This is a genomic window from Streptomyces sp. NPDC088785, from assembly GCF_044750685.1.
Classification (GTDB): domain Bacteria; phylum Actinomycetota; class Actinomycetes; order Streptomycetales; family Streptomycetaceae; genus Streptomyces.
Window position 1 is genome coordinate 375,221 of sequence record NZ_JBIVKH010000002.1, and the last position, 17,369, is coordinate 392,589.

Annotated in this window: 16 protein-coding genes and 1 pseudogene; 8 read left to right on the forward strand and 9 right to left on the reverse strand. The window is 74.0% G+C overall.

Annotated elements, in window-relative coordinates:
- Positions 1–78: 78 nt before the first annotated feature.
- Positions 79–1,452: a lipase family protein gene (locus tag ACIP5K_RS07400; RefSeq protein WP_401406147.1), complete on the reverse strand. Its 1,374-nt coding sequence runs from the start codon at positions 1,450–1,452 to the stop codon at positions 79–81.
- A gap of 271 nt (positions 1,453–1,723) precedes the next feature.
- Between ACIP5K_RS07400 and ACIP5K_RS07405 the strand changes: the two genes are divergently transcribed.
- Positions 1,724–3,178 (forward strand): MFS transporter, encoded by a 1,455-nt coding sequence (locus ACIP5K_RS07405; RefSeq protein ID WP_401406150.1) that lies wholly within the window; start codon positions 1,724–1,726, stop codon positions 3,176–3,178.
- A 451-nt stretch (positions 3,179–3,629) separates the two neighbouring features.
- Here ACIP5K_RS07405 and ACIP5K_RS07410 read toward each other — a convergent pair whose 3' ends face one another.
- From ACIP5K_RS07410 to ACIP5K_RS07425, 4 genes are all read right to left on the reverse strand, one after another.
- A complete protein-coding gene (locus ACIP5K_RS07410) occupies positions 3,630–4,271 on the reverse strand; it encodes a response regulator (protein WP_401406153.1) in 642 nt (213 codons plus the stop codon).
- Positions 4,272–4,511: 240 nt separating this feature from the next.
- Positions 4,512–5,771, reverse strand: a complete 1,260-nt coding sequence (locus tag ACIP5K_RS07415; protein ID WP_401406156.1) for a sensor histidine kinase — start codon at positions 5,769–5,771, stop codon at positions 4,512–4,514.
- A gap of 73 nt (positions 5,772–5,844) precedes the next feature.
- A complete protein-coding gene (locus tag ACIP5K_RS07420; protein ID WP_401406159.1) occupies positions 5,845–6,561 on the reverse strand; it encodes an ABC transporter permease in 717 nt (238 codons plus the stop codon).
- Complete coding sequence (locus tag ACIP5K_RS07425) at positions 6,561–7,478, reverse strand: ABC transporter ATP-binding protein (protein ID WP_401406162.1); 918 nt, start codon at positions 7,476–7,478, stop codon at positions 6,561–6,563. Before ACIP5K_RS07425 ends, ACIP5K_RS07420 begins: the two co-directional genes overlap by 1 nt.
- Positions 7,479–7,763: 285 nt before the next feature.
- Here ACIP5K_RS07425 and ACIP5K_RS07430 point away from each other — a divergent pair, with 285 nt between their 5' ends.
- The 3 genes from ACIP5K_RS07430 to ACIP5K_RS07440 are packed head-to-tail and all read left to right on the forward strand — an operon-like array spanning position 7,764 to position 10,728.
- Complete coding sequence (locus ACIP5K_RS07430) at positions 7,764–8,618, forward strand: MaoC/PaaZ C-terminal domain-containing protein (protein ID WP_401406165.1); 855 nt, start codon at positions 7,764–7,766, stop codon at positions 8,616–8,618.
- Between the two features lie 48 nt (positions 8,619–8,666).
- On the forward strand, positions 8,667–9,743 hold the full coding sequence (locus ACIP5K_RS07435) for a Zn-dependent alcohol dehydrogenase (protein ID WP_401406168.1): 1,077 nt from the start codon (positions 8,667–8,669) through the stop codon (positions 9,741–9,743).
- Positions 9,744–9,789: 46 nt separating this feature from the next.
- Complete coding sequence (locus ACIP5K_RS07440) at positions 9,790–10,728, forward strand: 3-oxoacyl-ACP reductase (protein WP_401406171.1); 939 nt, start codon at positions 9,790–9,792, stop codon at positions 10,726–10,728.
- Positions 10,729–10,805: 77 nt separating this feature from the next.
- On the opposite strand, the gene ACIP5K_RS07445 is transcribed toward ACIP5K_RS07440, so the two are convergent.
- Positions 10,806–10,985 (reverse strand): hypothetical protein, encoded by a 180-nt coding sequence (locus ACIP5K_RS07445; RefSeq protein ID WP_401406174.1) that lies wholly within the window; start codon positions 10,983–10,985, stop codon positions 10,806–10,808.
- 55 nt (positions 10,986–11,040) lie between these two features.
- The gene (locus ACIP5K_RS07450; RefSeq protein WP_401406177.1) at positions 11,041–12,189 is read right to left on the reverse strand and encodes a hypothetical protein; all 1,149 of its coding nucleotides are present in this window, start codon (positions 12,187–12,189) and stop codon (positions 11,041–11,043) included.
- A gap of 244 nt (positions 12,190–12,433) precedes the next feature.
- On the opposite strand from ACIP5K_RS07450, the gene ACIP5K_RS07455 reads away from it, so the two are divergent.
- The 4 genes and pseudogenes from ACIP5K_RS07455 to ACIP5K_RS07470 all read left to right on the forward strand — a co-directional run.
- Positions 12,434–13,486: an ABC transporter substrate-binding protein gene (locus ACIP5K_RS07455; RefSeq protein ID WP_401406180.1), complete on the forward strand. Its 1,053-nt coding sequence runs from the start codon at positions 12,434–12,436 to the stop codon at positions 13,484–13,486.
- Positions 13,487–13,560: 74 nt separating this feature from the next.
- Positions 13,561–14,418, forward strand: a complete 858-nt coding sequence (locus ACIP5K_RS07460; protein WP_401406183.1) for a Nif3-like dinuclear metal center hexameric protein — start codon at positions 13,561–13,563, stop codon at positions 14,416–14,418.
- A complete protein-coding gene (locus tag ACIP5K_RS07465) occupies positions 14,415–15,158 on the forward strand; it encodes a zinc ribbon domain-containing protein (RefSeq protein WP_401407536.1) in 744 nt (247 codons plus the stop codon). The genes ACIP5K_RS07460 and ACIP5K_RS07465 overlap by 4 nt, the downstream gene beginning before the upstream one ends.
- A gap of 86 nt (positions 15,159–15,244) precedes the next feature.
- Positions 15,245–15,880: pseudogene (locus tag ACIP5K_RS07470) on the forward strand (histidine phosphatase family protein); the annotation flags it as partial.
- Here the strand turns inward: ACIP5K_RS07470 and eda are convergent.
- Both eda and yaaA read right to left on the reverse strand, forming a co-directional pair.
- The gene (gene eda / locus ACIP5K_RS07475; RefSeq protein WP_401406186.1) at positions 15,855–16,514 is read right to left on the reverse strand and encodes a bifunctional 4-hydroxy-2-oxoglutarate aldolase/2-dehydro-3-deoxy-phosphogluconate aldolase; all 660 of its coding nucleotides are present in this window, start codon (positions 16,512–16,514) and stop codon (positions 15,855–15,857) included. The pseudogene ACIP5K_RS07470 and the gene eda overlap by 26 nt on opposite strands.
- Before the next feature lie 64 nt (positions 16,515–16,578).
- Positions 16,579–17,361, reverse strand: a complete 783-nt coding sequence (yaaA, locus tag ACIP5K_RS07480) for a peroxide stress protein YaaA (protein WP_401406189.1) — start codon at positions 17,359–17,361, stop codon at positions 16,579–16,581.
- Positions 17,362–17,369: the final 8 nt, after the last annotated feature.

Consider the following 17,369-nt stretch of genomic DNA (forward strand, 5'->3'; position numbering starts at 1 on the left):
GTGACCCGAAAGGATGCGAACCGCGCGATGCGGCAGAAGTCCGCCGGCCGGCGTGCTAGGGCCGGCCGGCGGGGTGGGTCAGGAGCCCGTCGGCACCTCGGGCGCGAGGGAGTTGCCCGCCGGGACCCGGCCGCAGTCCGACGGGGGCGTCTTCCCCGCGAACCTGTCGTTCAGCCAGTCCAGCGCGACGGGCGCCCACGGCACGGCGGTGCCGACGTGGCTGAGCGCGTCGTACTGCTGGTACTTGACGGCCGCGTCGCCCTTGTCGCAGTACTGCCGCACCAGCGCGCGCACGTCGGCCGCGACCATGACGCCGTCGCCCCGTCCGATGCCCGGGAGGTTGCTGAGCGTCCCCTCGAAGACACCGCCGTTGCCCTGCGCGATGTATCCGGGGGCCTTCGGCGTCGGGGCGGAGCCCAGGTTGAGCTTGTTCACGGCGGCGACGAAGGGCGGCACCGAGTTCGGGTCGGCGTACTGCGGCTTCACCAGCTTCTTCCACGTGAGGCCCGGGTACTGGCCGAGCGCGTTGACGATCGAGGCGTCCGCCAGCTTCTTGAAGACCGCCTGGCCGTAGCTGTTCAGGTAGGGCTCGAAGTCGATGTCGTAGGCGCGGGCGGCGCCGAGGACGGCCATGGGGGCCACCCCGGCCCACACCGAACTGCCGCTGATGTACTTGAGGTTGTGCGCCGGGTCGACGAGCAGCCCGCCCTCGGCGTAGCCGACCAGCCGCCGGTCGACGTCCGGCGCGTAGCTCGGGGCGAGCGCGGCCGCCCAGTGGGTGGCGATGGCTCCGCCGGAGTAGCCGGCGAGGCCGATGCGGGTGTCGGCGTTCAGCCCGGTCTGCGGGGCGCTGCTCGCGGCCCGGATCGAGTCCAGGGTGTTGGTGCCGTACTCGGGTCCGGCGGCGAAGTCGGCCCCCTGCCCCTCGCTGTCGGGGATGACGACGTTGTAGCCGGACAGCAGCAGCGGCACCAGGAGCAGCGACTCGCCGTTCGCGATCAGGCCGCCGAGCGAGACGTTGCCCGCGATGGCGCGGGACGGCGCGTCCTCGGGGTTCAGGGAGTCGTAGAACGACTGGTACGAGACCGCCTTGCTGCCGTCGCCGTTCGGGCTGCGCACGACCGAGGTCACCCCGGCGGACGGCCGGCCCTGCGCGTCCTCGGTGCGGTACAGCAGCTGCGTCGCCCTGACCGGGGTGGGGATCCCGAGGACGTGGTACTGGAGGGTCCGGGTCTTCAGCACCGTGCCCGGCGCGTACGACGCCAGGGGGGCGCTGCCGTCGTAGGTGTAGAACGAGTCGTCCGTGGCGGCCGTCGCGGACGGCGCGCCCGACGGCGCGGCCGCCGCGGCCGGCGGGAACGCGGTGACGGCCAGCACGGTGACGACCGCGCCGGCAAGGGTCCCAAGTGCGGAGCGATGCATGGTGTCCTCGGCCTTCGCCTCGTGGAGCATGGGGGACAGGGGGTGTACCTGTCGGTAACAGCGCCGCAAGTTACCAACAGGTAGACGAGTTGACCAGACTTCTAACAAGGGCTTGCGCCGAACGGCCGACGGCGAACGGCTGCTCGGGCGGGTTCCGCTCCCGGACGCGACAGCCACAGCTGAACCCGGCCCCGTGGCCGGCGCGGGCGTCGTGGTTCCCCGGACCTAGACCCAAGGGCGTACGGCCGGTGCCCCGAAATCCTGATGTACGGGGCACCCGCGGGCTGGGACCATGACGGACATGCCGCAGACCTCCCCCCTGGCCGCCGAGGCCGCCGACGCCGAGATACGGACCCGCAGGCCCGCCCCGCCCGCCTGGCTGGTGGTGGCCGTGGCCTGCGCCGGACAGTTCCTCGTCGTGCTCGACGTCTCCGTCGTCAACGTCGCGCTGCCCTCCGTGCGCGCCGACCTCGGGCTCAGCCCGACCGGCCTGCAATGGGTGGTCAACGCCTACTCGATCGCGTTCGCCGGCTTCATGCTGCTCGGCGGGCGGGCCGGTGACCTCTTCGGGCGCAAGCGGATGTTCCTCGTCGGGCTCGGCCTGTTCACCCTCGCCTCGCTCGCGGGCGGACTCGCCCAGCAGGACTGGCAGTTGCTCACCGCGCGCGCCGTGCAGGGCCTCGGCGCCGCCGTGCTCGCCCCCTCCACCCTCACCATCCTCACCTCGGCCGTGCCCGAGGGCGCCGCGCGCGCCCGCGCCATCGCCACCTGGACCGCCGTCGGCGCCGGGGGCGGCGCGGCGGGCGGGCTCGTCGGCGGGGTCCTCACCGAGGGGCTCGACTGGCGCTGGGTCCTGCTCATCAACGTCCCCCTCGGCGCCGTCGTCCTCGCGGCCGCCGCCCGCTGGATCAGGGAGTCCCGCGCGGGCGGCGAGCGCCGGCTCGACCTGCCCGGGGCGCTGCTCGTCACGGCGGGCACGGCGACCCTCGCCTACGCCGTCGTGCAGACCGAGGCCGCCGGCTGGGGGGCCACCGGCACGCTGGTGCCCATGGCGGTGGCGCTCGCGCTGATCGCCGCGTTCCTCGTCGTCGAGGCCCGTACGCGGGTGCCGCTGATGCCGCTCGGACTGTTCCGGGTGCGGTCGGTGGCGGCGGCCAACGCGGCGATGTTCGTGTGCGGCATGGGGTCGTTCGCCATGTGGTTCTTCATGACGCTGTACGCGCAGAACGTGCTCGGGTACTCGCCCGTCCAGGCCGGGCTCGCGCTGGTGCCCAGCTCGCTCGCGGTGGTCGCCGGGTCGAAGGCGGCGCCGCTGCTCATGCGGCGGTTCGGGGCGCGCAACGTCGCCGTGGGCGGGGTGCTGGTCACCGCCGCCGGGTTCGGGTGGCAGTCCACGATGAGCGCCCACGGGTCGTTCGTCCTCAGCATCATGCTGCCCGGGATCGTGATGATGGCCGGTGCCGGTTTCGCGATGACGCCGCTCGCGTCGCTGGCCACCTCGGGGGCGGCCGCCGGGGATGCCGGGCTGGTCTCGGGGCTGATCAACACGTCCCGCACGCTGGGTGGTTCGCTGGGCCTCGCCGTCCTCTCCACCGTCGCCGCCGGGCGCTCCGCGGGGGGTCTGGACGCCGCGTCCCTCACTCGCGGGTACGCTGCCGCGTTCCTGGTGGGGGCCGGGATTTTGCTGGTGGCGGTGGTGGTGCTGGTGGCGTGGATGCCCCGCCGTGACCGGTCGCACGATGCTCCGCGCTCTTGAGGGGGCCGGGGGGTGGGCCTCGGGTCGGGTACGCCGGCGGCCCGTCGCCCGCGGCCCCTCGCGCCCCTGGGTCGTTCTTAGCGCGCCCGCCCGGTGACGTTTCCCCGCACTTCTGGGTCGTTCGTCATCCGCGGGCCGGTGGCCGCTTCTCGCGCAGTTCCCCGCGCCCCTGAGGCATGCGCTGCGCGCAGCCTCCCCCAGAGGCAGCGCTCCGCACGCCTCTCCTGGGCGCGTGCCGCCGGGTGCGCCTCTCCTGATGAGATGGCGCACGCAGTGCGCATCTCAGGGGCGCGGGGAACTGCGCGACCAGCCACGACGAGAGCCGCACCCGAAGAGCTACCTAGGGGCGCGGGGAACTGCGCGGCCAGCCACGACGCGAGCCGCACCCGGAAGACCACCCAGGGGCGCGGGGAACTGCGCGGCCGGCCACGACGCGAGCTGCGCCCGGAAGTCAGAGCCAGCCCTGTCGGCGAGCGGAGCGCATGGCCTCCATGCGATTGCGGGTCCCCGTCTTCCCGATGGCCGAAGAAAGATAGTTGCGCACCGTCGACTCGGACAGATGCAACTTCCCGGCGATGTCGGAGACGGTCGCTCCATCGGCCGAAGCCCGCAACGCATCGGCCTCCCGCACCGTCAACGGACTCGGCCCCGCCGAAAGCGCCGCCGCCGCGAGCGCCGGATCGACCACCGTCTCCCCGCGCAGCACCTTGCGGATGGACTCGGCGAGATCCTCGACGGGCCCGTCCTTCACGAGGAACCCGGCCGCCCCGGCCTCCATGGCCCGCCGCAGATACCCCGGCCGCCCGAACGTGGTCAGGATCAGCACCCGGCAGTCCGGCACCTGATCCCGCAGCTCGGCGGCGGCGTCGAGCCCGCTGCGCCCCGGCAGCTCGATGTCGAGGAGGGCCACGTCGGGCCGGCAGGTCAGCGCGGTGTCGACGATGGTGTCGCCGGCCGAGATCTGCGCGACGACCTCCATGTCCTCCTCCAGGCCGAGCAGCAGCGCCAGCGCCCCCCGCATCATCCCCTGGTCCTCGGCGAGGAGGACCCTCACGGATTTTGCGGGGCGATGGTCCCGCGGCATCTCGTCCATGCGCTCAGAATACGGGCGGAGCAGGCGCCCGGAGCGGCGGAGGACCCTGGCCGCGCCGGACAGAACGGCGAACTTCCCCCGCGAGCAGCGCGACGGCGTGGGAGACACGCGCCCCGGGCCGGGCACGCACGGCACCTTCGCGCCCAGCTCCCACCGCAGCACGGCCCGGTGACGCCCGCGCACCGAGAGCCCGCCCGCCGTCGCCGCGCCCTACGCCGTCGCGCCCCACGCCGTCGCGCCCTACGCCGTCGCATCCGACAGCTCGCCCTCCCGCTCCGACTCACCGGCCCCGACAGGAAGTTCGGCCGTCACCGTGAAACCGGCGCGCACCCCCGGCCCCGCCGTCAGCGAGCCGCCCGCCGTGGCCAGCCGCTCGGTGAGGCCCTTCAGGCCGGTGCCGCCGACCCCGGAACCGCCCGCGCCCGCCGCCGCAGCCGGCCCGGTGCCGTCGTCGGCGACCCGCAGCCGCACCCGCTCCGCCGTCCCCTCGACGGTGATGGTGCAGGTGGTGGCCGCGCTGTAGCGGACCGCGTTGGTGACCGCCTCGCGCACCACCCAGCCCAGCAGCGCCTCCGACTGCGCGGACAGCGGCGGGCCCGACTGGCGTACGACGGGCTCGATCCCGGCGGCGGTGAGCGCCGAGCGCGCGTTGTCCAGCTCCGTCGCGAGGCTCCCCTCGCGGTACCCGGTGACGGCCTCGCGGATCTCGGTGAGCGCCTGCCGGCCCACCGCCTCGATGTCGGTGATCTGCTCCAGCGCGGCGTCCATGCTGCGCGGCGCGAGCCGCCGCGCCGCCTCCGACTTCACCACGATCACCGACAGGGTGTGCCCGAGCAGGTCGTGCAGGTCGCGGGAGAAGCGCAGCCGCTCCTGCTCCACGGCCTGCCGCGCCAACTCCTCACGGGCCGCGCGCAGTTCACGTACGGTCTCGGCCAGCGACAGGATCGCCGCCGTCACCATCGTGGACAGGAACGTCCCGTAGAAGACACTGATCGCGTCCCAGCCCTCCCGCAGCGCGCCGACCCCGCCGCCGAGCACGCTGAGCGCCAGGCCGATCCGGCCGATGTGCGGACCCCGGGCGAGCGCGCCCACCGCGAGGCCGAGCAGCGGGAAGAACGTCAGCCAGCTGCCGCCGTACCCGCCCGCGAGCGCACACGTCAGCACGGTCATCAGGCCGACCGCGACCCGCGTCGACGTCGCCTCCCGCGTCTCCTTGCGGAAGGCCCGGAACACCACGTAGATGTAGAGGGAGTTGAAGGTCAGCAGCGCGAGACCGCCGATCCACGGGTCGGGCGTCCTGCCCTGCACCAGGTTCGAGAACGCGCCCAGCCCCATCAGCAGCCACGGCAGCATCGTGAAGCCGTTGAGCGACGGGCCCAGCCGCTCGACCGGCCTGCCCTCCTTGCGGCAGGCCCGCTGCTCGGCCTTGACCCGCGCGTTCTCGGCCTTCCAGTCGTCGCGCGCGACCTGCCACGCCCGCCAGTGTTCCGTCAGCCTCATCGACCCGACTCCCCGTTCCCGTTCCGTGCCCCGCCGCCGTCCCGCCCCGTCGCGGACGGCGCTCGGGGGCTGCTCAGATGGTGCGCGCGGCCCTGCGGTACGAGACCACAGCGTACGAACCGAAGGCCAGCAGCCAGCCGGCCAGGATGCCGAGGGCGGCGGCCGACGGCGCGTGCCCGTCGGCGACGGCCGTCCCCAGTTGTGCGAACCGGTTCGTCGGCGTGAACGACGACACGTGCCGCAGCCAGTCCGGGAACAGCTCCACCGGGAACCACAGCCCGCCGAGCACGGCGAGCCCCAGATAGCAGAGCATGTTCAGCCCGCCCAGGGCCTGCGAGGTCAGCCGGTAGCCGTTGCCCAGGCCGAGCAGCGTGAAGGGCAGCGAGCCCAGCCACAGCAGCAGCGCGATGGCCGGCCACTTCCACGCGTCGAGCCGTACGCCGTTCACCGCCGCGCCCGCGACCAGCACCACCGTGACGGCGGGCAGCACAGTCACCGCGCCGGTCAGGGCCCGCCCGATCACGCCCTGGTGCGGCGCCATCGGCGTGATCCGCAGCTGCCGCAGCCAGCCGACCGCCCGGTCCTCGGCGACCCCGCCCGCCGTGTTCATCGCCGCGCCCAGCGCCCCGTACGCGGCCATTCCGACCATCGACACCGTCTTCCAACCGTCCTCCTCGGCGCCGAGGTTGGTGAACAGCAGGTACATCATCACCGGCATCGCGACCGTGCCGATCACATACCGTCCGTCGCGCAGCGTGCGCCGCACCTCAAGCCGCAGGTAGTCCCACATCACACACGCTCCAGCCGCTCGGCGGGACGGTCTTGGCCGGTCAGCGCCAGGAAGGCGTCGTCGAGGGAGGCCGGCGCGACCTCCAGGTTCCGTACGGCGTCCAGCGCGGCCAGCGCCAGCACGGTGGCGTCCGGGTCCCGCGAGCGCAGCCGCGCCCGGTCGCCGCGGACCTCCACCGCGCTCACCCCCGGCAGCAGCGCCAGGCCCTGCGTGCCGCGCCCGGCGAGGTCGAAGGAGACCAGGCTGCCGCCGCCCGCCCGGCGCAGCTCGTCCCCGCTGCCGTCGGCGACGGGCCGGCCGTGGTCGAGGACGACGATCCGGTCGGCGTGCGCGTCGGCCTCCTCCAGGTAGTGCGTGGAGAACAGCACCGTGTGGCCGCGCCGCGCGTAGGCCCGCATCGACGCCCAGAACGCGTGCCGGGCCTCCACGTCGAGCGCGGCCGTCGGCTCGTCCAGGACGATCAGCGCGGGATTCCCGGCCAGCGCCACCGCGAACCGCACCCGCTGCGTCTGGCCGCCCGACAGCCTGTCGACGCGCCGGTCCGCGAGCTCCTCGATCCCCGCGAGCCGCAGCGCCTCCGCGACGTCCATCGGCGCCGGGTAGCGGCGGGCCACGAAGCCGACCAGCTCGGCGACGGTGACCCGGGGCACGGCCCGGCCCTCCTGGAGCATCGCCCCGACCCGTCCGGCACGCACCGCGCTGTGCGGCGCCGTGCCGAACACCTCCACGCGCCCCTCGTCGGGCTCGTCCAGGCCGAGCAGCAGCGCGATGGCGGTCGACTTGCCCGCGCCGTTGCGGCCGAGCAGCGCGACGGTCTCGCCCGCGCCGATCCGCAGCGTCAGACCGTCGACCGCCCGGACGTCCCCGAATGTCTTGACGGCCCCCGTGAAGGACACCGCCGGTGTCGTTGTCGTCATGACAGCGACGGTACGGAGCGGGGGCCGCGCGCGGCAGGCACGACTGTCCGCGGTCCGCCGGTACAAATGTCACATCCGGGTGCGCCCCGCACCCTATCTGACGCATAGTCAGAAAGGTGCGGCCGGGGCCTTCCCAACCCGCCGCCTCTTGGCTATACATGAGGTCGCCGGGAGGATGAGAACACGTTCTACCGGTCCGCGACGACCTCGGTGCGGCCGACGGTGCGGACGGCCGCACCGAGGTCTTGACCCGTTCCGCCCGTCAGCCTGAGGAGCGCCTCCCCGATGCCCATCGACGCAGCGAAGGCCGTGGCCGCCGAACCCAGGTCCGCCGAGATCGCCTGGGACCACAAGGACATCCAGCTCTACCACCTGGGCCTGGGCGCCGGTCTGCCCGCCACCGACCCCGACGAGCTGCGCTACACCCTGGAGTCGGTGCTGCACGTCCTGCCGAGCTTCGCGACCGTCGCGGGCGCGGGCATGGGCGTCGTCGGCGGACTCGGCGCCCCGGGCGTCGACGTGGACCTCGCGCACGTGCTGCACGGCGGCCAGACGATCGAGGTGCACCGTCCGATCCCGGTCAGCGGCGCGGCGACCACCACCTCCCGGGTCGCCGCCGTCTACGACAAGACCAAGGCCGCCGTCCTCGTCCTGCGCACCGAGGTCGCCGACGGCGACGGGCCGTTGTGGACCGCCGACGCCCAGATCTTCGTCCGCGGCGAGGGCGGCTTCGGCGGCGAGCGCGGACCCTCCGAGCGGCTCGCGGTCCCCGAGCGCGCGCCCGACCGCACCGTCGACCGCCCGATCCGCGAGGAACAGGCCCTGCTCTACCGCCTCTCCGGCGACTGGAACCCGCTGCACGCCGACCCCGGGTTCGCCAAACTGGCCGGCTTCGACCGGCCGATCCTGCACGGCCTGTGCACCTACGGCATGACCCTCAAGGCCGTCGTCGACACCGTCCTCGGCGGCGACGTCTCCCGCGTCACCCGCTACGCCACCCGCTTCGCCGGTGTCGTCTTCCCCGGCGAGACGCTGCGCGTACGCATGTGGCAGGAGCCGCACCGGGTGCAGGTGACCGTGACGGCCGTGGAGCGCGACGAGGCCCCGGTCCTGGCGGACACGGTCGTCGACCACACCTGATTCCCGCACGTCGTCAGTCCCGTACGTCCACGTGAAGGAGCCGCACCCATGCGAGCAGCCGTACTGCACGAGATAGGCCAGGACAAACTGGAGGTGCTGGACGACGTCGAGGCGGTCGGCTTCGGCCCGGGCAAGGTGAGGATCCGGGTGCGGGCGACGGGCCTGTGCCACTCCGACGTCTCCGCGATGAACGGCGTCCTGCCGCAGCCCGCGCCGTTCGTCCCCGGCCACGAGGGCGCGGGCGAGATCATCGACGTCGGCGACGGGGTCGACGGGCTCGCCGTCGGCCAGCGCGTCCTGGTCTGCTGGCTGCCCGCCTGCGGCGCCTGTCCCGCCTGCAAGCGCGGCCAGACCCAGCTCTGCCTCGCCGGGTTCATGAACGCGGGCACCCCCAACTTCAAGCGGCCCGGCGGCGACGTCTTCGGCTTCGCGGGCACCGGCACCTTCACCGAGGAGGTCGTGGTGGACGCCGGCTGCGCGGTGCCGATCCCCGACGACGTCCCCTTCGACATCGCCGCGCTGATCGGCTGCGGGGTCACCACCGGACTCGGCTCGGCCATCAACACCGCCGACGTGGCGGCCGGTTCGTCGGTGGCGGTCATCGGCTGCGGCGGCGTCGGCATCTCCGCGATCCAGGGCGCCCGGCTCAAGGGCGCCGCCCAGATCGTCGCCGTCGACCCGGTGGCGTCGCGCCGCGAGGCCGCGCTGCGGTTCGGGGCGACCGAGGCCGTCGCACCCGACGGACTCGGCGACGCCAAGCAGCGGTTGACCGCCGGCGAGGGCTTCGACTACGTCTTCGAGGTCGTCGGCAGGTCGGCGACGGCCCGCACCGCGTACGAGACCACCCGGCGCGGCGGCACCCTCGTCGTCGTCGGCGCCGGCGCCATGGACGACTTCCTCCAGCTCAACATGTTCGAGCTGTTCTTCGACGAGAAGCGCATCCTGCCGTCCATGTACGGCGGCGGCGACGTCCTCGCCTCCTACGAGCGGGCCATCGCCCTGTGGCGGGCGGGCCGCATCGACCTCGCCTCGCTGATCACGCACCGGGTCCCGCTGGCCGGGATCAACGAGGCGCTGGAGCAGATGCGGACCGGCGCCGCCCTGCGCACCTGCATCGAGATCTAGCCCCCCCCGCACGGTCAACCGGCACCGGCGAAAGGAACGCCCCACCATGTCAACGCCGCTCAAGGGCCGCACGGCGATCGTCACCGGCGCGGGCCGCGGACTCGGCCGGGCCGAGGCGCTGGAACTGGCCCGGCTCGGCGCCCAGGTCGTCGTCAACGACTTCGGGCAGCCGGGACGCGACGGCTCGGGCGAGGCCGACACCACCCCCGCCGAGCGGGTCGCCCAGGAGATCCGCGAGGCGGGCGGCACGGCCACCGCCCACACCGGCGACGTCGCCGACCACCAGCAGGCCGGGGAACTGGTCCGGTCGGCGATCGACACGTTCGGCGGACTCGACATCCTGGTCAACAACGCCGGCATCCTGCGGGACCGCATGATCTTCTCGATGAGCGAGGACGAATGGGACTCGGTCATCCACGTCCACCTCAAGGGCCACTACAACACCACCCACTTCGCGGCCCGCCACTGGCGCGGCCGCGCCAAGGAGACCGGCGGCCCGGTCTACGGCCGCATCGTGAACACCTCGTCGGAGGCGTTCCTCGCGGGCAGTGCGGGCCAGCCCAACTACGCGGCGGCGAAGGGCGGGATCGTCGGCCTGACCACGTCCACCGCGCTGGCCCTCGCCAAGTACGGCGTCACCGCGAACGTCATCTGCCCCCGGGCCCGCACCCGGATGACGGAAGACGTCTTCGCCGGGTTCGCCCCGCCCGCCGACGGCCTCGACCCGCTCGCCCCCGAACACGTGGCACCCCTCGTCGGCTACCTCGCGGGACCGTCCGCGTCCCACGTCAACGGCCAGCTCCTCGTCGTGCACGGCGGCATGGTCGCCGTCGTCGAACGGCCCCGGGTACGGGCCAGGTTCGACACGCGGAAGGACGCGTTCACCTACGACGAACTCGACGCGCTGCTCACCCCGCACTACCGGGAGCGCCCACAGGGCGAGACCTTCGCGGCGGCCGAGGTCCTCGGCCTCAAGCACGGCTGAAGCACACCTGCGGCAAACGGAGAGGGCCCGGCGACCCCACCGGGTCACCGGGCCCTCCCACCGTCCTCGACGAACGCCTACGCCTCGTCGGCGCGGGCCCCGCGATGCCGCCCACGCGGCTCCGGCTGCTCGCTCGGCGCCGCCGACACGGTCACCGCGCCGCGGTGCCGCCCCGAGCCGCCGGAGGCCGGAACCCGTCCGCGCTCGTGGCGCTCCATGGTGTCCGTGCTGCCGTTCCTGCCCTTGCTTTCCCTCATCGGAAAACTCACCCCGTAAACCCTTACAAGATCGTTCACTTACAGCCCGGCGAGTCTAACCACCCGCCGTGCGCCCACCGAGCGGCGCCTGCCCCAGGGGGACGGGACGCGGTGCCGCCGCAGCCTCCGCGGCGGCCGGGACGGGCTGTCCGTCCGCGGCCGGAACCGATGGCTCAGGGGCGGATACCCGAGCGAGCGCGCATGACACCTCCCGCGTCACGCAGGGCAGCGAGAGCACCCCTTCGCGTGACCAGAAGCCGCTGCCCGCCAACCATCCGTCCGGCGCGGGCAGTTGCCGCATGGCTCCGTCGGACGGCCGCCACAGCCCGAGCCACGGCGCCCCGCCCGCCCCGTCCGCCGGGCCGTCGATCCGCAGCGCCACCGCGCACCCCTCCGGCAGCAGCGTCTGCCCCGGCTGCACGGCGAACGGCGTCACCGTGCACTCCGGGACCCGCAGCGCCTGCGGGAACCGCACCGGCAGCGTCGAGCCCAGCACCCCCCAGCCGAGCCGGGGCGCACCCGGCGTCGCCGCGTCCGAGCGGACCAGGATGAGCCCGCTGTCGAGGTCGGCGACGAGCAGCCGGTCGGCGCTCTCCTCGGTGATCTGGAGCAGCGGCGTCACCTCGCCGCCCCGCTCCAGATCGACCGCGACCGTCTTCACCGGCCCGCCCTCCGCCGGCTCCCGGTCCAGCGCCAGCAGCCGCCCCGCGCGGTCCAGCCACACCCCGCCCGAGCAGCGCCCCGGCACCTCGGCCACGTGCTCGGGGCCGAACGCGCCGCCCGCCACCAGCCACACCTGAGTGGACCTCGCACCCGGCTCAAGGGCGTACGCGCTGCGCCCGTCCGGCGCCGGCGGCAGCAGGTGGAGCTCCCCGCACTCCACCGCGCCGAGCGGCACCTCGCCGGTCTCCGGACCGGTCGGGTACAGCAGCGCGAACAGATGGCGCCGGCCGTCGGCCCGGCGCCGGATCAGCACCCGGCCGTCCGTCAGCGGCAGCACGTCGGTGTCCGGCTCCTCGGGCTGCCGGCCGGGCAGCGGCACCGCGTACGGCTCCGGCCCGTCCAGCGTCCACCGCTGCGGGAACCACGAGGTGCCGTCGTACGCGAGCCGTGCCGCGTACGACGCGTCCGCCGTGATCACACAGCCGGACCGCGGCGGCCGGGGCCGCATCTCCGGCGCGGTCTCCAGGGCCAAGGCCGTCATGGGGATCTGCCACCTCCGCTCGTCCCCCCTCTGGTGTTCTCCGGGCGAAGCTAGTTTTCGTCCGTACCTCCGGGGCGTGCCCGACCGCCCGCTTCACACCAAAGGGTGGCCGTGTCCGCAATCCGCTGAGAGGCGTGCGCCGGATGTGCTGGGGGAGCGGCCAAGAGCCCCCGGCGCGGCTGATGTTAGGTTTACCTAACTCATTGCTGTGCACATCTTGTGCGCCCGGAACTGGAGCAAAGCCATGCTCATACGCCCCCGTACGCGCGTCGCGGCCCTCGCCGCGACGGCGGCCGCCGCCCTCGCCCTCACCGCTTGCGGCTCCGGCGACGACGGCTCCGGCACGGCGGGCGGTGACCACGGCTCCGGCTCCAAGGCCGTGGCCCAGGGCGGCGACGACTTCTCCAAGGCGGCCGAGCAGACGGCGCGGATGGGCACGACGGCGAAGGCCGGCGAGTTCCCGCGCACCGTCACCCACGCGCTCGGCAGGACCGAGATCAAGAAGAAGCCGCAGCGCGTCGTCGTCCTCGACGTCGGCGAGCTGGACAACGTCGTCTCGCTCGGCGTCGAGCCGGTCGGCTACGCACCCACCGAGGGCGACGACGGCATCCCGTCCTACCTGAAGAAGGACGCGGGCAGCCCCAAGAACGTGGGCACCATCAACGCCCTCAACATGGAGGCCATCGCGGGTCTGCACCCCGACCTGATCCTCGGCAGCGAGCTGCGCGCCGCCAAGCTCTACCCGCAGCTGTCGAAGATCGCGCCGACCGTCTTCTCCATCCGCCCCGGCTTCACGTGGAAGGAGAACTACCTCCTCAACGCGTCCGCCCTCGACGAGAAGGCGCGGGCCGAGCAGAAGCTCGCCGCGTACGACGAGCGGGTGGAGCGGCTCGGCGCCGACGTGAAGAAGGCCAACGGCGGCACGGCGCCGACCGTGACGATGCTCCGCTACATGCCGGACCGCATCCGCCTCTACGCCAAGGCGTCCTTCATCGGCACCATCCTCGACGACGCCGGCATCCCGCGCCCCGAGAACCAGCGGATCGACGACCTGGCCACGGAGATCAGCCCGGAGAAGATCGACTCCGCGGACGCCGACTGGATCTTCACCGGCGTCTACGGCGACGCGAAGAAGACCCAGCGCGCGAGCGCCGAGGGCAACCCGCTGTGGAAGAAGCTCGGAGCGGTGAAGAAGGGGCGGGCCAAGGACGTCCCGGACGAGACCTGGTACCTCGGACTCGGCGTCACGGCGGCCGACGAGGTCCTGAAGGACCTGCGCGCCGACCTGGTCGGCTGACCGGGCCCCGCGCGGGCGGGAGCCCGGGGAACCTGTCTTAGGGAAGGGGCACGCGGCGCAGGTAACCTGTCTGCGTGCCCCGTCTGTCTGAAGTAACCGCCGCGCTCGCCGACCTCTGGCCCGCCTCCCTCGCCGAGGGATGGGACGCGGTCGGCACGGTCGCGGGCGACCCGGACGCCGAGGTCGGCCGGGTGCTCTTCGCCGTCGACCCGGTCCAGGAGATCGTCGACGAGGCCGTGAAGCTCGGCGCGGACCTGCTGGTCACCCACCACCCGCTGTATCTGCGCGGGACGACGACGGTCGCCGCGTCCACCTTCAAGGGCCGCGCCGTCCACACCCTCATCAAGAACGACATCGCGCTGCACGTCGCCCACACCAACGCCGACAAGGCCGACCCCGGGGTGAGCGACGCGCTCGCCGGCGCGCTCGGCGTCCGCGTGCTGCGCCCCCTCGTGCCCGACCCGGCGGACCCCTCGGGGCGCCGCGGGCTCGGCCGCGTCTGTGAGCTCGACCACCCGGTGACCCTGCGCGCGCTCGCGGGCACCGCCGCCGACCGCCTCCCGGCGACCGCGCAGGGCATCCGCGTCGCGGGCGACCCCGACGCGACGATCCGCACCATCGCGGTCTCCGGCGGCTCAGGCGACAGCCTCTTCGACGCCGTGCGCGCCGCGGGCGTCGACGCCTTCCTCACCGCGGACCTGCGCCACCACCCGGTGAGCGAGGCCCGCGAGCACTCCCCTCTCGCGCTGCTCGACGCCGCGCACTGGGCCACCGAATGGCCGTGGTGCGAACTGGCGGCGAGCCAGCTCGAGGCGGTCTCCGACCGCGAAGGCTGGGGCCTGCGCGTCCACGTCTCGCGCACCCCCACCGACCCCTGGACCGCCCACGCGGCGTCCAACAGCCCCCTCTCTACCTTTGGAGCCCCCAACTGAACGCCGCGCCCGCCGACCAGATCCGTCTCCTGGACGTCCAGGACCTGGACGTCCGCCTCCAGCAGCTCGCGCACAAGAAGAAGTCGCTGCCCGAGCACGCCGAGCTGGAATCCCTCGGCAAGGACCTCACGCAGCTCCGTGACCTGCACGTCGCCGCGACCACCGAGGAGAGCGACTGCTCCCGCGAGCAGACCAAGGCCGAGCAGGACGTCGACCAGGTCCGCCAGCGGGCCGCCCGCGACCAGAAGCGCCTGGACTCCGGGACCGTCAGCTCGCCCAAGGACCTGGAGAACCTCCAGCGGGAGATCGCCTCGCTCGCCAAGCGCCAGGGCGACCTGGAGGACGTCGTCCTGGAGGTCATGGAGCGCCGTGAGTCCGCGCAGGAGCGGGTGGGCGAGCTGAGCGACCGGCTCTCCTCCGTCCAGGCCAAGATCGACGACGCGACGGCCCGCCGCGACCAGGCCGCCGGCGCGCTGGACACCGAGGCGTCCTCGGTCGCCAAGGAGCGCGAGGCCGTCGCGGCCTCGATCCCGGCCGACCTGCTGAAGCTCTACGACAAGCTCCGCGAGAAGGAGGGCGGCGTCGGCGCCGCGAAGCTCTTCCAGCGCCGCTGCGAGGGCTGCCGCCTGGAGCTGAACATCACGGAGCTGAACGACGTCCGGGCCGTCGCTCCCGACACCGTCGTGCGCTGCGAGAACTGTCGCCGCATCCTGGTCCGCACCGCGGAGTCGGGCCTCTAGGCCCAGCCGTGCAGGGACAGTCCACCGGCGGGGCCCCGGGCCCCGCCGGCCCCGGCCCCGCGAGGGGCACCGAACCGGCGGCCCGGCCCCCGGACCTCGGCACCCCCACCACGTTCGTCCTGCTCCGGCACGGAGAAACCGCCCTCACCCCCGAGAAGCGCTTCTCGGGCAGCGGCGGCAGCGACCCGGAGCTGTCCGCGACGGGGCTGCGGCAGGCGGACCGGGCGGCGGCGGAACTGCACGCCCGGGCCACGGTCCAGGCGATCGTCACCTCGCCGCTGCGGCGCTGCCGCGAGACGGCCCGCGCCGTCGCCGAGCGGCTGCGCCTCGACGTGACGGTCGACGACGGCCTGCGCGAGACGGACTTCGGCGCCTGGGAGGGCCTGACCTTCCGGGAGGTGCGCGAGCGCCACCCGGCCGACATGAACGCCTGGCTGGCCTCGCAGGACGCGGCGCCCACCGGCGGCGGCGAGAGCTTCGCGCAGGTCGCGGCCCGCGTCGCCGGGGCCCGCGACCGGCTCGCCGGGATCCACCGGGGCCGCACGGTCCTCCTGGTCAGCCATGTGACGCCGGTCAAGACCCTGCTGCGGCTGGCGCTCGGCGCCCCGCCGGAGTCCCTGTTCCGGATGGACCTCTCGGCGGCGTCGCTCAGCGCGATCGCGTACTACGCCGACGGCAACGCCACCGTGCGCGCGCTCAACGAGACAGCTCACCTGCGGTAGCGCACGCCTCGCGGGCCAGCGCCTCGACGCGGCCCCAGTCCTTCGCGGCGATCGCGTCGCCCGGCAGCATCCAGCTCCCGCCGACACAGCCGACGTTCTTCAGCGCCAGGTACGCGCCCGCGTTGGCCGGCGAGACACCGCCGGTCGGGCAGAACCGGGCCTGCGGCAGCGGCCCCGCCAGGGACTTCAGATAGGCGGCGCCGCCCGCGGCCTCGGCCGGGAAGAACTTCATCTCGCGCACGCCCCGCTCCAGCAGCGCCACGACCTCCGACGTCGTGGAGACGCCGGGCAGGAACGGCACCCCGGACCCGCGCATCGCGACCAGCAGCGCGTCCGTCCACCCCGGGCTGACCAGGAAACGGGCCCCGGCGGCGACCGAGTCGGCGACGTTCCGGGGCGAGATGACCGTGCCCGCCCCGACGACGGCCTCCGGCACCTCGGCCGCGACCGCCCGGATCGCGTCGAGCGCGGCGGGCGTGCGCAGGGTCACCTCGATCGCGGGCAGCCCGCCCGCGACCAGCGCCCGCGCGAGCGGCACCGCGTCGGCGGCGTCCTCCACGACGACGACGGGGATGACGGGGGCGAGGTCCAGCACGGAGGCGGACGCGGCGGCGGCAGCGGCGGGGGAGGTCATGGCCTCATCCTGCCTCGCCCGCCGCAGCATGCGCAAAGGTCGTTGCGCATGCTGCAATGAACGGTCAGTGGATCTCGTCCACCAGCACGTCCAGGCTCCACGCCCGACCCGCCCGCGTCGGCTCCGCCACCTCGACCGTGTACCCCGACCGGCGCAGCACGTCGACCAGTTCGGCCGGAGTGGCCGGCGCGGCGCCGGACTGGAGCAGGGACCGCACGATCCGGCCCTTCGTCGCCTTGTTGAAGTGGCTGACGACCTTGCGGGTCGGCGCGTGCAGCACCCGCACCCCGGCCGTCCGCTCCGCCAGCTCACCCGTGGGCTTCCAGGCCGCCGCGTAGGCCGCCGAGCGCAGGTCGAGCACCAGCCCGTCCCCGGCCGCCGCGGGCAGCACCTCGGCCATCGGCGCCTTCCAGTACGGGCCGAGCGCGCCGAGCCCCGGCAGCTTCACCCCCATCGAGCAGCGGTAGGAGGGAATCCGGTCGGTCACCCGCACCGCGCCCCACAGGCCGGAGAACACCAGCAGCGAGCGCGCGGCCCGCTTCTTCGCGGCGGCGTCCAGCGAGGCCAGGTCCAGCGCGTCGTACAGCACCCCGGTGTAGATCTCCCCGGCGGGCCGGGCCCCGGCCGTGCGCAGCCCGGCGTTCTTCGCGACCTCCCCGCGCAGCCCCTCGCTCAGGCCCAGCACCTCGCGCGCCTTGGTCTCGTCGGCGGCGCACAGCTCGACCAGCTCGTCCAGCACCGTGGCCCGCGCCCGCGCCAGCCCCGGCAGCGACAGGCTCTCCGGCTTCAGCGGCGCCCCGCGTCCGGAAGCGGCCTTACCCTCCGACGGCGGCAACAGCACAAGCACGGGCTCTC

Coding starts and splice junctions, on each gene's coding strand:
- ACIP5K_RS07400 (WP_401406147.1), bottom strand. CDS start 1,452: ATGCTCCACGAGGCGAAGGCCGAGGACACCATGCATCGCTCCGCACTT.
- ACIP5K_RS07405 (WP_401406150.1), top strand. CDS start 1,724: ATGCCGCAGACCTCCCCCCTGGCCGCCGAGGCCGCCGACGCCGAGATA.
- ACIP5K_RS07410 (WP_401406153.1), bottom strand. CDS start 4,271: ATGGACGAGATGCCGCGGGACCATCGCCCCGCAAAATCCGTGAGGGTC.
- ACIP5K_RS07415 (WP_401406156.1), bottom strand. CDS start 5,771: ATGAGGCTGACGGAACACTGGCGGGCGTGGCAGGTCGCGCGCGACGAC.
- ACIP5K_RS07420 (WP_401406159.1), bottom strand. CDS start 6,561: ATGTGGGACTACCTGCGGCTTGAGGTGCGGCGCACGCTGCGCGACGGA.
- ACIP5K_RS07425 (WP_401406162.1), bottom strand. CDS start 7,478: ATGACGACAACGACACCGGCGGTGTCCTTCACGGGGGCCGTCAAGACA.
- ACIP5K_RS07430 (WP_401406165.1), top strand. CDS start 7,764: ATGCCCATCGACGCAGCGAAGGCCGTGGCCGCCGAACCCAGGTCCGCC.
- ACIP5K_RS07435 (WP_401406168.1), top strand. CDS start 8,667: ATGCGAGCAGCCGTACTGCACGAGATAGGCCAGGACAAACTGGAGGTG.
- ACIP5K_RS07440 (WP_401406171.1), top strand. CDS start 9,790: ATGTCAACGCCGCTCAAGGGCCGCACGGCGATCGTCACCGGCGCGGGC.
- ACIP5K_RS07445 (WP_401406174.1), bottom strand. CDS start 10,985: ATGAGGGAAAGCAAGGGCAGGAACGGCAGCACGGACACCATGGAGCGC.
- ACIP5K_RS07450 (WP_401406177.1), bottom strand. CDS start 12,189: ATGACGGCCTTGGCCCTGGAGACCGCGCCGGAGATGCGGCCCCGGCCG.
- ACIP5K_RS07455 (WP_401406180.1), top strand. CDS start 12,434: ATGCTCATACGCCCCCGTACGCGCGTCGCGGCCCTCGCCGCGACGGCG.
- eda (WP_401406186.1), bottom strand. CDS start 16,514: ATGACCTCCCCCGCCGCTGCCGCCGCCGCGTCCGCCTCCGTGCTGGAC.